At 62.7% G+C, this 12,818-nt stretch carries 11 protein-coding genes; 6 read left to right on the top strand and 5 right to left on the bottom strand.

All coding sequences use genetic code 11. From position 1 onward, the window contains the following. Positions 1 to 388 precede the first annotated feature (388 nt). Positions 389 to 631 carry a VF530 family protein gene (locus C515_RS0115910; RefSeq protein ID WP_028456327.1) on the bottom strand — a complete coding sequence of 81 codons (243 nt, stop codon included), beginning with the start codon at positions 629 to 631 and terminating at the stop codon, positions 389 to 391. A 316-nt stretch (positions 632 to 947) separates the two neighbouring features. Continuing rightward, the gene (gene htpG / locus C515_RS0115905; protein WP_028456326.1) at positions 948 to 2,852 is read right to left on the bottom strand and encodes a molecular chaperone HtpG; all 1,905 of its coding nucleotides are present in this window, start codon (positions 2,850 to 2,852) and stop codon (positions 948 to 950) included. A 168-nt stretch (positions 2,853 to 3,020) separates the two neighbouring features. On the opposite strand from htpG, the gene C515_RS0115900 reads away from it, so the two are divergent. Both C515_RS0115900 and C515_RS0115895 read left to right on the top strand, forming a co-directional pair. Beyond that, entirely contained in the window at positions 3,021 to 3,800 is a 780-nt protein-coding gene (locus tag C515_RS0115900) for a ParA family protein (RefSeq protein WP_028456325.1), read from the top strand. A gap of 88 nt (positions 3,801 to 3,888) precedes the next feature. Beyond that, positions 3,889 to 4,797 carry a response regulator gene (locus C515_RS0115895; protein WP_245575045.1) on the top strand — a complete coding sequence of 303 codons (909 nt, stop codon included), beginning with the start codon at positions 3,889 to 3,891 and terminating at the stop codon, positions 4,795 to 4,797. Between the two features lie 387 nt (positions 4,798 to 5,184). Here the strand turns inward: C515_RS0115895 and C515_RS0115890 are convergent, their stop codons facing one another. Both C515_RS0115890 and C515_RS21540 read right to left on the bottom strand, forming a co-directional pair. Beyond that, on the bottom strand, positions 5,185 to 5,973 hold the full coding sequence (locus C515_RS0115890) for an MOSC domain-containing protein (protein WP_028456323.1): 789 nt from the start codon (positions 5,971 to 5,973) through the stop codon (positions 5,185 to 5,187). Further along, positions 5,970 to 8,258 carry a DNA internalization-related competence protein ComEC/Rec2 gene (locus C515_RS21540; RefSeq protein WP_051305027.1) on the bottom strand — a complete coding sequence of 763 codons (2,289 nt, stop codon included), beginning with the start codon at positions 8,256 to 8,258 and terminating at the stop codon, positions 5,970 to 5,972. The genes C515_RS0115890 and C515_RS21540 overlap by 4 nt, the downstream gene beginning before the upstream one ends. A gap of 86 nt (positions 8,259 to 8,344) precedes the next feature. Between C515_RS21540 and C515_RS0115880 the strand changes: the two genes are divergently transcribed. After that, entirely contained in the window at positions 8,345 to 9,517 is a 1,173-nt protein-coding gene (locus C515_RS0115880) for a UbiH/UbiF family hydroxylase (RefSeq protein ID WP_028456322.1), read from the top strand. 15 nt (positions 9,518 to 9,532) lie between these two features. Continuing rightward, the gene (locus C515_RS0115875; RefSeq protein WP_028456321.1) at positions 9,533 to 10,294 is read left to right on the top strand and encodes a DsbC family protein; all 762 of its coding nucleotides are present in this window, start codon (positions 9,533 to 9,535) and stop codon (positions 10,292 to 10,294) included. 75 nt (positions 10,295 to 10,369) lie between these two features. Here the strand turns inward: C515_RS0115875 and C515_RS0115870 are convergent, their stop codons facing one another. Further along, positions 10,370 to 11,224, bottom strand: a complete 855-nt coding sequence (locus C515_RS0115870) for an NAD-dependent epimerase/dehydratase family protein (protein WP_245575044.1) — start codon at positions 11,222 to 11,224, stop codon at positions 10,370 to 10,372. A gap of 97 nt (positions 11,225 to 11,321) precedes the next feature. Here C515_RS0115870 and C515_RS0115865 point away from each other — a divergent pair, with 97 nt between their 5' ends. Next, positions 11,322 to 12,347, top strand: coding sequence for a CDP-6-deoxy-delta-3,4-glucoseen reductase (locus tag C515_RS0115865; RefSeq protein ID WP_028456319.1), 1,026 nt, complete (start codon positions 11,322 to 11,324; stop codon positions 12,345 to 12,347). 7 nt (positions 12,348 to 12,354) lie between these two features. Beyond that, positions 12,355 to 12,519 carry a hypothetical protein gene (locus C515_RS24405; RefSeq protein WP_211234083.1) on the top strand — a complete coding sequence of 55 codons (165 nt, stop codon included), beginning with the start codon at positions 12,355 to 12,357 and terminating at the stop codon, positions 12,517 to 12,519. Positions 12,520 to 12,818 lie beyond the last annotated feature (299 nt).

Raw genomic sequence — 12,818 nt, 5'->3', positions numbered from 1 at the left:
GGTATTGGGAAAGACCTTGGATTTGCAGGCGGTCTTGTGCGGATCACGCAGAAGGGCGCAATCCAGTTTGGCCTTGGCGACATCGATACCGAGATAGATCATGCTTGTTTCCAGTGATTGCGTTTGCCAACTTCACCCACTTGCCTTGTGCATGCAGGGTCTGGGCCCTTGGCTACCGTTCAGTGTTCAGGCTGGCGAAGAGGTGGGAGAAGGGCTTGATCTGCGATACAAGGTTTGAACCTTAAGGGAATCCACAAGCTGTCCTTCTCCCGATTGGCGGAAGCTAACCGCCAAGTACTGCGAGATACAAGGGAATCCCTATGGGACGCCGGCATGATGGCTTGCTGAACAGGATTTCTGATCAGGATTTCTGCTCGGTGAAATAGAATCAGTCGTCAGCGGCGTCCTGCGCGGCCTGACGCAGTCTGGCATCCAGCTCCTCGACCCTGGCGCGCGCCCACGGTGTGCGGCGCAGGAATTTCAGGCTGGATTTGATCGAGGGCTCATTGTAGAAGCACTGGATGGGAATCTGGCGGGCGAGTTCCTTCCAGCCGAAATGGTCCACCAGATCAAGCAGCATGCGCTCCAGCGTGATACCGTGTTGCGGGTTGTTTTTTTGCGTGACGCTCATGTGGGGCCGGGCCGGCAAGGGGCAGAAAGGTGGGCAGTATAACCGGCTGGCTTGCCGGGACAAGCCGGCACGGAAGGCCACGCCGCTGCAAGAGCGGATTGCCGGCATGGCTGCAGAGATCGCGCAGGCAGCCAGCCCATTTCGTTCATGCTCTTTTTGCAGCAGGTGGAAAGGTCGTGAAAGATGCTCGGAACCAGGCCGCGCCAAAGACGCTGAATGGCAGACTGCAAAAGAAAACCGGCCTAAGGCCGGCTTTCTGGGTATATGCCTGCGGCCAATAGTCTTGAATGGCTGCAGGTCAATACATCGTCATGTATTACGCCATGCTCAGCATCAGGCTGTTGAGGCGCTTCACAAACGCGGCCGGGTCGTCGAGCTGGGCGCCTTCCGACAGCTGTGCCTGATCGAACAGCAGCTCGGTCCAGTCGTGGAAACGCGCGCTGGCGATTTCGCTCTTGAGCTTCTTGACCAGCAGGTGCTCGGGGTTCAGCTCCAGAATCGGCTTGGCGCCCTTCACGTCCTGGCCGGCGGATTTCAAGAGACGCTCCAGGTTCGCGCTCATGTCGGCGTTGTCCACCACAATGCACGCGGCGGAGTCGGTCAGGCGGTGGGTGATGCGCACGTCCTTGACCTTGTCGGCCAGCACTTCCTTCACCTTTTCCACGACATCCTTCATTTCCGTGGCGGCGGCTTCCTGCTGCTTCTTCTCTTCCTCGTCCTCGAACTTAGAGAGATCCAGCTCGCCCTTGGCGACCGATTGCAGCTTCTTGCCGTCAAACTCGTGCAGGCTGGATACCACCCACTCGTCAACACGGTCGCCCAGCAGCAGTACTTCGATGCCCTTCTTGCGGAACACTTCGAGGTGCGGGCTGTGCTGCGCGGCGGCGAAGGAGTCGGCGGTGATGTAATAGATTACCTCCTGGCCTTCCTTCATGCGGCCGATGTAGTCCGCCAGGCTGACGACTTCCTCGCTGGTGTCGAGGTGGGTCGAGGCAAAGCGCAGCAGGCCGGCGATCTTGTCCTTGTTCGCAAAATCCTCGCCCACGCCTTCCTTCAGCACGCGGCCGAATTCCTGCCAGAACTTGGCGTATTTGTCCTTTTCGGCCTGCTCGTCCGAGCTCGCCATGCTTTCCAGCAGGCCCAGCACCTTCTTCACGCAGCCGGACTTGATCTGCTCGATGTCCTTGCTGTGCTGCAGGATTTCACGGCTGACGTTGAGCGGCAGATCGGCGGAGTCGATCACGCCACGCACGAAGCGCAGGTACTGCGGCATCAGCTTGTCGCTGTCTTCCATGATGAAAACGCGCTTCACGTACAGCTTCACGCCATGGCGGCGCTCGCGGTCGTAGAGGTCGAACGGCGCGCGTGCCGGGATATACAGCAGCTCGGTGTATTCCTGGCGGCCTTCGACCTTGGCGTGGCTCCAGGCCAGCGGGTCTTCGAAATCGTGTGCGACGTGCTTGTAGAACTCGGTGTACTGCTCGTCGCTAATGTCCGACTTGCTGCGCGCCCACAGCGCATTGGCCTGGTTGACCGTTTCGATCTCGTCGGAGATTTCAACGTTGCCGTCCTTGTCGTAACCCGGCGCTTTCTGCATGCGGATCGGCAGGGTGATGTGATCCGAGTATTTCTTGATGATGGAGCGCAGGCGCCAGTCGGACAGCAGCTCGTCTTCGCCTTCCTTCAGGTGCAGCACGATTTCGGTGCCGCGGCCGGCCTTTTCCACCGCTTCGATGGTGAATTCGCCATCGGCCGCCGATTCCCAGCGCACCGCTTCGCTGGCCGGCGCGCCGGCGCGGCGGGTGGTCAGCGTGACGCGGTCGGCGATGATGAAGGCCGAATAGAAGCCCACGCCGAACTGGCCGATCAGATTGGCATCCTTTTTCGCATCGCCGGAAAGCTGGCTGAAGAATTCCTTGGTGCCCGAGCGGGCGATGGTGCCGATATTGCTGATGACTTCCTCACGGCTCATGCCGATGCCGTTGTCAGAAATGGTCAGCGTGCGGGCGTCCTTGTTGAAGGACACGGCAATGGCGAGTTCGCCGTCGTTTTCATAGAGGGACGCATGGTTGAGCGCCTCGAAGCGCAGTTTGTCACAGGCGTCAGAGGCATTCGAGATCAGCTCGCGCAGCGCGATTTCCTTGTTGGAATACAGCGAGTGGATCATCAGTTGCAGCAGCTGCTTCACTTCTGCCTGAAAGCCGAGTGTTTCCTTGGCCATGTTTAACTCCGTGCGGAAAAATGGTCTGGTTTAAAACAGGTGAACGCTACATGGGGGCGTTTGTGACGGCTTCAAGTATCCCTGCGCGCCACAGGGTTTCCAGGCTGATGACTGCCGTCAGGCGGGCCATGCTATATTGCGCTGATAACAAGGACAGGGAGTGATGACATGCATGTGCGCGTGGTTTTCAACCAGAAAGGCGGCGTTGGCAAATCGACGATTGCGGTCAATCTCGCTGCGGTCGCTGCGAAGAGCGGCAAGCGCGTGCTGGTGCTGGATCTGGACCCGCAGGGCAATGCCTCCCACTACCTGCTGGGCGAGGCGGCCAGAACAGCCAGCCCCAATCTGGCCGATTTTTTCGAGCAGGTGCTGAACTTCAGCCTGTATGCCAAGCCGGCGCGCGAATTCATCCACCCCACGCCGCATGAAGGCCTGGATGTGCTGCCCTCCAGCCCGCTGATCGCCGAGCAGCAAACCAAGCTGGAAGCGCGCTACAAGATCTACAAATTGCGCGAGACGCTGGGCGAGCTGGCCGGCGAGTATGACGAGGTGTATATCGATACGCCGCCGGCGCTGAATTTCTTCACGCTCTCGGCGCTGATCGCCGCCACCGGCTGCCTGATTCCCTTCGATTGCGATTCCTTCTCGCGCGATGCGTTGCTGGGCCTGATGGCGCGAGTCGAGGAAATCCGTCAGGATCACAATGGCAAGCTGGAAATCGAAGGCATCGTCGTCAATCAGTTCCAGCCGCGCGCCAGCCTGCCGCTGCGACTGGTGACCGAGCTGGAGGAACAGGGCCTGCCGGTGCTGCAAAGCCGCCTGTCCAGCTCGGTGAAGGTGCGTGAATCGCACGAGGCCGCCGCCCCACTGGTTGCGCTCGATGCCCGTCACAAGCTGGCGCAGGAATTTGCCGCGCTGTACGCTGAACTGGCCGCCGCCGCGCGCTGAATGCCGGTCGCGTGCGCCGCAGATCAGCGCTTGACCTGGCTTGCAATCGTTTGAAGTTGCTTGAAGTTGCTTTAAAAGGGAACTCCGCATGACCGTGATGCCTGAGTCGCTGGGCCGCGTGCTCGTTGTCGATGACGAGCCGTTCAATCTGGAAATCCTGTCCGAGCATTTGCAGGATGCCGGCTACGATGTGGTGCTAGCCGAAGACGGCCTGGCCGGCTGGGAAATCCTCACGCACGACGAGCAGGGCTTTGACGCCATCCTGCTCGACCGGATGATGCCGCGCATGAACGGCATGGAGTTGCTGGCCCGCATCAAGCAGCGCGCCGATCTGCAGCATGTGCCGGTCATCATGCAGACCGCGGTTGGCGCCGCCGAGAATGTGCAGGAAGGCCTGGCGGCCGGCGCGTATTACTACCTGATCAAACCATTCCAGCGCGAAATGCTGCTGGCCATCGTGTCGGCGGCGGTGAGCTTTCACCACGAACGCCTGCTGCTGGAAAGGCAGATTGCCGAGCAGGTCGATGCCTATCGCATGCTGCAGCGCGGCGAATTCGTGTTTCGTTCGCTGGAAGAGGCGCGCCAGCTCACGCTGATGCTCTCGCAAACCTGCCCGGAGCCGCAGCGCGTGGCGATGGGCATTTCTGAATTGCTGGTCAATGCCGTCGAGCATGGCAATCTGGCCATTCGCTACAGTGACAAGACGCGGCTGCTGCAAAGCGGGCGCTGGCAGGAAGAAGTGGAAAACCGCTTGCGCGATCCGCAATTTGCCAGGCGCCAGGTGCGCGTGTGGCTGGAAACCGACGAGGAGTTCGTCAGCATCCGCATCGAAGACGAAGGCGAGGGCTTTGACTGGCAGCCGTATCTGCAATTCTCGCCGGACCGCGCCTTTGACCCGCATGGTCGCGGCATTTCGATGGCGAAGATGATGTCCTTTGACGAACTTGAATACCAGGGGCGCGGCAACTGCGTCATCGCCCGCGTGCGCCGCGACTGATTGTTTCAGGGTTTGCTTCCCTGATTAGTTAGCCAGCTCAGCAACTCGTCATGCCGGCATCCCATGGGGATTCCCCGCGGTCAAAGCCGGCATCCAGAGCGCCGCTTGAACAGGCATTGCCGCCCGATTCCCGCTTTCGCGGGAATGACGCATTTTTCTTTACCGAGGTAGCGGCCTAATCAGGTTTGCTTGTTGGGTATTGCCCTGCAGCCTTTTTGGATTAAGGGCTTCATGGCGATACCCCATGTCATTTGCGAATGGCAAGGCATACACAGCAAACCCATCCAGCGCTGAGAGGCCAGGAAGCCGAGGCAGAACAAAACCACGCTGGTTTATCTCTGCGCTGGGCTTTTTTTGCCATGGCCTTGGGGTCTTGCGGTCGCTAGCTCAGGCGAGTATTTCCACCGGCATGCCGATCTGCAGTTCGCCGCTGCTGCGCGTCAGTGCATTCATGCCGAAGATCACGTCCTTGTCCTGGCGCCGGGTTTTCGCCAGCGTGCGCAGCGGTTGCTGTTCCGGGTCTTTCAGCGCGGTGTCCGGGTCGATGGTAGTGAACACGCAGCGCGTGCAGAGCTTGACCAGTTCGATCTCCAGTGTGCCGATGCGGATGCGCTGCCAGTGGTCTTCGGCGTGCGGCTCGCAGCCAGCCAGCACCAGATTCGGCCGGAAACGCAGCATGGGCAGCGGGCGGCCGATGTCGGCGTTCAGTGTTTTCAGCGCGGCCTGACTGATGATCAGCAGCGGATAGCCGTCGGCAAAGCCCAGCGGAATCCCTGCTTCGTGCCTGACGCGCCGTGCCGGCGCAGCGCCGATCCACAGCAGGCGCACGTCGCGTTGCAGGTATTCGCTGAACCAGGCATTGGCGTGTGCGGCACCCTGCCAGGCCGTAAATGTCGTGCCCCAGACTTCGCTGCCTTGCGCGACCGTCATGCCCTGGCGGCTGACCTGCAGCGGCGGCATGCCCGGTGCGGCAAAGCGGATGCCGTCCGCCGCGGGAGTGGCGTCCACCAGCACCAGCTGCGGGCATTCGCGCCCGGTGATGAAACGCCCGTCAGCGTCCGCCACCATCCAGTGCCGGTCGTGTTCCAGTCCGGCCGGGCTGATCGCTGCGCGTGTCAGTGCGCGGGCGCGGCCGGATTTCAGCGGGTAATGATAGAGGGCGGCAAGGGTGATCATGGCGGGCAGTCCGGCGTGGTGGCGCAATCGCCGGCAGTGTACCAGTAGCGCGGCCGCAAGGCGCGCCAGGCGCTGATGCGCAGGTGGTCATCCGCGTCGATCAGGATGGCGCCCCGGCTGGCGGTCAGCCAGGGCTGGCTGCCCTGTGCGGCAAAGCGCGCCAGCGTGTCCGGATGCGGGTGGCGAAAGCGGTTCAGGAAGCCGGCCGAATAGACGACATGCTCGGGCGCCAGCCGGGCGATCCAGTCCGCGCCCGACGAGGTCTTGCTGCCATGGTGTCCCGCCAGCAGCACGTCCACGTCAGGCAGTGGGCCATCAAGCAGCCGGCTTTCCTCGCGCTGGCCGATGTCGGCGGGGATCAGCACGCGCTGCCGGCCATTGTCGATCAGCAGCACGCAGCTGCCGGCGTTGTCGCTGCCCTGAAAGCCGGCGGGTGGCCACAGCCAGCGAAAGTCCACGCCATCGTGCCGCCAGCCGGTGCCTGCGGCACAGGGCTGCGCCATTTGCCCCTGCAGCAGCGCATGACTGGCCGGCAGGCCGTGCCACAGGCGGGCAGGGGGCTGGCGCGCCAGCCAGGACTGGGCCGCGCCCACGTGATCATTATCATTGTGGGACAGCACCAGCGTCTGCGGCGTCGGCATGCCTTGCTGCCGCAAGACGGCCTGGATGCTGCGCTCGCTGCCCGCCGGCCCGGTATCGAACAGCACAGTCTGGTTGCGGGTTTGCACCAGCACGGCCAGCCCCTGTCCGACATCGAGCACGATGACGCGATAGGCGGCGTGTTCCGGCGTGGGCTGCGGGCTGCCGGCCAGTGCGGGTAACAGACCGAAACCGCCCAGCCAGCGCGCCGGCAGGCCGCGTGGCGCCAGCAGCAGGGCGATGCCGGCTGCCGCCGGCAGCAGGGCCCAGGCTGGCGGGATGCTCCAGGCGTGCGTTGCACCAGGCCAGCCGGCAATCTGCATCAGCAGCCAGTCCATGCCGGCCAGCAGCCGCTCGGCCAGCCAGAGCAGCGTACCGCTGGGCTCGATGGCACCCAGTAGCGCCAGTGGCGTGACCAGCATGCTCACCAGCGGAATGGCAAACGCGTTGGCCAGCGGCGAGTACAGAGGTAGCTGGCCGAACCACAGCAGCAATAATGGGGCGGTTGCCAGTGTTGCCGCCCATTGTGACAGCGCCCAGTCGCGCCAGCGCGGCGCGGGCCCCAGGCCGCGGCTGCCGGCCCACAGCAGCGCGCCCACGGCCATGAAAGAGAGCCAGAAGCCGGGGCTCAGCACGGCAAAGGGGTCCAGCAGCAGTACCAGCCCCAGTGCCGTCGCCCAGACGGCGCTGGCCGGCAAGGGGCGTATCCGCCACAAGCCCCAGGCCGCCACGAGCAGCATCAGCAAGGTGCGCTGGGTGGGTATGCTCATCCCGGCCAATGTGCTGTAAAGGATGGCCACCAATACCCCTGCAAGTAATCCGGCGCGTGGCGCCGCATAGCGCGCACACAGCCAGGCCGAACACCGCCAGCCGCGCCGCACCAGTGTGGCGGCGAGCGCCGCCAGCAGGGTGATGTGCAGGCCGGAAATGCTGACCAGATGCGTGATGCCGGTATCGGCAAAACGTTGCCATTGCTCGGGTGGAATGCCGCCCTGGTCACCCATGACCAGCGCAATGACGATGCCGCGATAGGGCGCATCACCCAGCTGCCGGCGCAAATGCTCGCGCAGGGCCTCGCGCAGGCGGTTCACCGGGGCATGCCAGCTGCGGTCTGTCAGGCGTTCGCCGTGGCGCACCGTGGCGCTGGCGCCGATGCCCTGCTGCAGGAGCCAGGCTTCCGTATCGAAGGCCCCGGGATTCTGGCTGCCATGCGGCGGTCGCAGCCGCAGCGTGAGTCGCCAGGACTGGCCGGCGGCCAGCGGTGGCGGCTGGCCATACCAGCGCACCTGGATGAGCTCGGGCAGGTCGGCAACGGCGGGGCTGATCCGGAAGAGGAAGCGCTGGCCATGTTGCGTGGCTTGCGGCAAATCGCTGATATGGCCATCCACGGTGCGCACGCTGCCCGCCTGGGTCATGGGCAGGCGCTCGGCCAGCCGCCAGCGTGCCTGCTCGCAGGCCCAGGCAAAGCCGAGCAGCAGGCACAGCAGCAGCACGGCAAGCGGCCGGCTGCGCCGCCAGGCCAGCAGGGCAAGAATGGGGATCAGCCAGCGCAGGTTGTCCTGCCAGGCCGGCAGGCTTGCCTGCTGGTGCAGCAGCAGGATACCGGCGGCGAAGGCGGCGATGCGCAAGAGGAAGGGCAGCAGCATGGTTACAGACTAGCAGCAATAATGAAAGATATTTGTCAGCTTTCTGCCGCGCACAGCGGCCGGCGAGACTGCTACACTGCGCAACCATGAAACACAGCGATTTTGACGTGATCATTGTCGGCGGCGGACTGGTCGGCGCCGCGCTGGCGCTGGCCCTGCGCCACAGCGCGCTGGAGGTCGCCGTACTGGAAACGGCCGAGCCGCCGGCCTGCCCGCCGGAAGACTGGGACGCGCGGGTCTATGCCATCAGTCGCGCCAGTCAGGCCTTGCTGACGCGCATCGGCGCCTGGCAAGCGCTGGACCCCGCGCGGCTGGCGCCGGTCAGCGGCATGCGCATTCGCGGTGATCGCACCGGCGCCAGGCTGGATTTCGATGCGCTGGAAGCAGGTTGCGAAACGCTGACGCACATCGTGGAAAACCGCCATCTGCAGGCAGTGCTCTGGCAGAAGCTGCGCGAGGCGCCCAATGTCACGCTGATTACGGCGGTCCAGGCGCAGGCGCTGCAGATTGATGCCCACCGCGCTGCGCTGACGCTCGCCGATGGCCGTTGCCTGCATGCGCGGCTGATTGTCGGTGCCGATGGCGCGAATTCCTGGGTGCGCCGCCAGCTCGCCATCGATCCGCTGACACTGCCCTATCAGCAATTTGGCGTGGTGGCCAATTTCAACACCGGCAAGCCGCACCATGGCCTGGCCCGGCAATGGTTCCGCAAGGATGGCATTCTTGCCTGGCTACCGCTGCCCGGCGCGCGCATGTCCATGGTGTGGTCGTGCTCGGCCGCAGAAAAAGACGCGCTGCTGGCCTTGCCGGCCGAAGAGCTGGCGCAGCGCGTTGCCGCAGCGGGCAATCATGAACTGGGCCAGTTGGCGGTGATCACGCCCGCTCAGGCTTTCCCGCTGCGCCTCAATCATGTGCCGGAAATCGTGCGCTCGCGCGTGGCGCTGGTCGGCGATGCCGCCCATACGGTGCATCCGCTCGCCGGTCAGGGCGTGAATCTTGGCTTTGGCGATGTGGCCACGCTTGCTGGTATCCTTACTGCGGAACTTCCCGAGCGGGCCGGTGACTATCTTGTCTTGCGACGTTACGAACGTGACCGGCGCGAAGCGGTTTATCTGATGCAGGGCGTGTGCCATGGCCTGCAAAAACTATTCAATAACGATCACCCGGTACTGGGGGACTTGCGCAACTGGGGTCTGGCGCTGACCAATCGCCTGCCCTGGCTCAAGCGCCAGCTGATCCGCCATGCCATGGATGCCTGAACGGAGATGGAAAGCATGTTCAAACCGAAGCAACTCGCCGCGGCCCTGATGCTGGCCGGCGCCCTGACCGCTACTGGCTGCTCGGCCGCTGCCGACAGCAGCGCGCCGCCGGCCGATCTGAAAGCCAAGCTCAGCAAGAGCATCGGCCGCGAAGTGACCGCCGTGAACAAGACGCCGATCAAGGGCATTTTCGAGGTCATCATCGACAAGCGCGAAATCCTCTACAGCGATGCCAAGGGCGAGTACATCCTGCAGGGCGATCTGGTGAACGTGGCCAAGCGCACCAGCATCACCCGCGAGCGCGAGGCCGAGCTGTCGGTGACCGATTTCAGCAAGCTGCCGCTGGCCGATGCAGTCAAGGAAGTGCGTGGTGACGGTTCGCGCAAGCTGGTGGTGTTCTCCGACCCGGATTGCCCGTTCTGCAAGCGCCTGGAGCAGCAAAGCCTGGCGCAGACCGACAATGTGACGATCTATACCTTCCTCTTCCCGCTCTCCATCCACCCGGATGCCGAGCGCAAGTCCCGCCTGATCTGGTGCGCGGAGGATCGCGCCGCAGCCTGGAAGGATTTCATGTTCAAGGACAAGCTGGCCGAGAACAAGGGCGAGTGCGAAAACCCGGTGGCCAGGAACCTGAAGCTGGGTGAGTCGCTGGGCATCACCGGCACGCCGGCGCTGATCTTTGAAAATGGCCGCATGGTGGCCGGCGCCGTTCCGGCCGATGTTATCGAGCGTCTGCTCAATGAAGCCAAGGCCGAGGTTGCCAGCAAGAAAAAATAAGGCTGCTTTGCCAAGGTGCAGGGGTATTGCCCGTCAGCCTTTTTTGTAAAAGGGCTGACGGGCAATACCCCTGTTTCATTCTGTGCTCAGCATGTTCAGCAGGCTATCGGTCTCCGGGTAGCGCAAGCGCAGCCGCAATTCTTCCCGCAGACGGCGGTTGTCCAGCCGGCGCGATTCGCGCAGGAAAGACCACAGCGAAGGGCCGACTGCCTGCTGCAATTCGGCGCGCGCCAGTCGCGGCGGCACAGGCAGGCCGCAGGCCCGGGCGACGGCGCTGAGCCAGTCGCCGGTGGCTTGCGGCTGGTCATCGCTGGCGTGATAGATCCGCAGGGGACGGCCGCGCAGCAGCGCCAGGCAACTGGCCATTGCCAGATCATCGGCGTGAATGTGATTGCTGAAACCGTCTTCGCTGGCCAGTGGCACGGGGGTTCCCTGGCGCAAGCGGTCGATGGGCAGGCGGTCGGCCGCATAAATGCCGGGGGCGCGCAGAATGGCCAGCCGGCAGCCACAGCGCTGCGCCCAGTCGCGCAGCTGGCGTTCGGCACTGACCCGCCGCTGCGCGCGCGGCGATTCCGGGCGGGTGGGGCGATGCTCGCTGACCCATGCGCCGGCACAGTCGCCATATACCCCGCTGGTGCTGATGTAAACGGCGGCCTGCGGGGGCTGTGTTACCATATTTTTATGGCGCGGCCGCGACAGTGCAGCGCACAGCCGCCGCGTGCGCGGATCGGTCGTGCCGCCGGGCGGTGGCGGTGCAGAGTGCAGCAGCAGCTCGGCGATGCCGGCCAGGCGACTCAGCGAGTCGGGCTTATCCAGGTCGCCGGCAACGGGACGCACGCCCAGTGCACGCAGCCTGTCAGCCTGTGCGGGATTGCGCACCAGAGCATAGACGTGGAAGCGCCGGGTCAGCCAGGGCAGGGCGCGCTGCATTACATCGCCGCAGCCAATGATCAGTAATCGTTTTTTTCGCATCGCTGCTTCGTCCTGCAAGCCAGGGTGTCATTGAACAAGAGAACGGATTTTCCGCATGAGCAAACAACTTACCATCGAGCCATCCGGCCAGCAAATTGATGTCCGCGAGGGCGAAACCATTCTGGATGCCGCCATGCGCAGCGGCTTCAATATGCCCTACGGCTGCAAGAATGGTGCGTGTGGCGCCTGCAAGGGCAAGCTGCTGTCGGGTACGGTGCGGCATGACAGTCACTCCGATTCGGCGCTCTCGAAATTCGAGGCCGAACATGGCTGGTCGCTGTTCTGCTGTGCGCATCCGGAAACCGATGTCAGTATCGAGTGCCGCGAAGTCGCCGCCACCAAGGACATCCAGATCAAGACGTTGCCCTGTCGTGTGCAGAAGATCGACAAGGTCTCGCACGACGTCGCAGTCCTGACCTTGAAGCTGCCGACCACCGAACGCCTGCAATTCCTTGCCGGCCAGTACATCGACATTCATACCAAGAGCGGCAAGAAACGCAGTTTCTCGATCGCCAACCCGCCGCACAATGCCGAATTCCTTGAACTCCACATCCGCAACGTGCCGGGCGGCGAGTTTTCCAGTTACGTCTGGAACGAGATGCAGGAGAAGGAAATCTACCGCTTCACTGGCCCGCTGGGCTCCTTCTTCCTGCGCGAAGAAAGTGACAAGCCCATCATCCTGCTGGCGACTGGTACCGGCTTCGCGCCGATCAAGGGCATGCTTGAGCACGCTTTCAACAAGGGCATCCGGCGCGAAATCATTCTGTACTGGGGGGCTCGCTCGCTGGCGGATCTCTATATGCCGCAATTGCCCGGGCAATGGCAGCAGGAGCATGCCAACTTCACCTTCATTCCGGTGCTCTCCGAGCCGAGGCCCGAAGACCAGTGGCAGGGCCGCACCGGCTTTCTGCATGAAGTGGTGCTGGAGGACTTCGGTACCCTTGCGCATCACCAGGTGTATGCCTGCGGTGCACCGATCATGGTTGAGTCCGCCTTCAAGCATTTTGTTGCGCGGGGCTTGCCCGAAGACGAGTTTTACTCGGATGCTTTCTTTACCGCTCGCGACCTTGGCAAGCAGTAAAGGCGCCGTGGATTACCAAAACAAGCCCGCAGTTGCGGGCTTGTTTGCTGATGAAGCATGCATCCGTATGCTGTTGGGAGTGCAGGTTGCTGGTTTGATTGCTGAGAGTGTGAGAGTTGGCTTCGCTGGCCTGCTCTTTGTGTTGTTGCAAATCAGTAGCTTATCGAACTGAGTGGCGATTTTGTGTGGCGGGGTGTTGACGGGGTCGGGTTCGGGCCGTATAGTTCGGCCTCTCTGCTGCTGACGCAGCGAAAGAAACGAAGCGAAACGACAAGTTTAGCGAAGTTTGCAGCGTCAGGGCAACGATCTTTAACAATCTACAGCCGATGAGTGTGAGTGCTTGGTTTGACCAGCACTCGCACTTAAGACAGAAGTAACAAGTACACACTTGTTGATTCTGAGTTTTAAGCAAGCGAGCGCAATTAAGTAGTAACAGTGATTAAACGAAAGAGTTTGATCCTGGCTCAGATT

It is taken from the genome of Chitinilyticum litopenaei DSM 21440, assembly GCF_000428145.1.
Lineage (GTDB): Bacteria > Pseudomonadota > Gammaproteobacteria > Burkholderiales > Chitinibacteraceae > Chitinilyticum > Chitinilyticum litopenaei.
Note: the sequence above shows the minus strand (reverse complement) of the source record. Positions and strands in the feature narration are given on the sequence as shown.

Bases quoted from the DNA above. Each gene is read 5' to 3' on its own strand.
- C515_RS0115910 (WP_028456327.1), bottom strand. From the start codon at position 631: ATGAGCGTCACGCAAAAAAACAACCCGCAACACGGTATCACGCTGGAG.
- htpG (WP_028456326.1), bottom strand. From the start codon at position 2,852: ATGGCCAAGGAAACACTCGGCTTTCAGGCAGAAGTGAAGCAGCTGCTG.
- C515_RS0115900 (WP_028456325.1), top strand. From the start codon at position 3,021: ATGCATGTGCGCGTGGTTTTCAACCAGAAAGGCGGCGTTGGCAAATCG.
- C515_RS0115895 (WP_245575045.1), top strand. From the start codon at position 3,889: ATGACCGTGATGCCTGAGTCGCTGGGCCGCGTGCTCGTTGTCGATGAC.
- C515_RS0115890 (WP_028456323.1), bottom strand. From the start codon at position 5,973: ATGATCACCCTTGCCGCCCTCTATCATTACCCGCTGAAATCCGGCCGC.
- C515_RS21540 (WP_051305027.1), bottom strand. From the start codon at position 8,258: ATGCTGCTGCCCTTCCTCTTGCGCATCGCCGCCTTCGCCGCCGGTATC.
- C515_RS0115880 (WP_028456322.1), top strand. From the start codon at position 8,345: ATGAAACACAGCGATTTTGACGTGATCATTGTCGGCGGCGGACTGGTC.
- C515_RS0115875 (WP_028456321.1), top strand. From the start codon at position 9,533: ATGTTCAAACCGAAGCAACTCGCCGCGGCCCTGATGCTGGCCGGCGCC.
- C515_RS0115870 (WP_245575044.1), bottom strand. From the start codon at position 11,224: ATGCAGCGCGCCCTGCCCTGGCTGACCCGGCGCTTCCACGTCTATGCT.
- C515_RS0115865 (WP_028456319.1), top strand. From the start codon at position 11,322: ATGAGCAAACAACTTACCATCGAGCCATCCGGCCAGCAAATTGATGTC.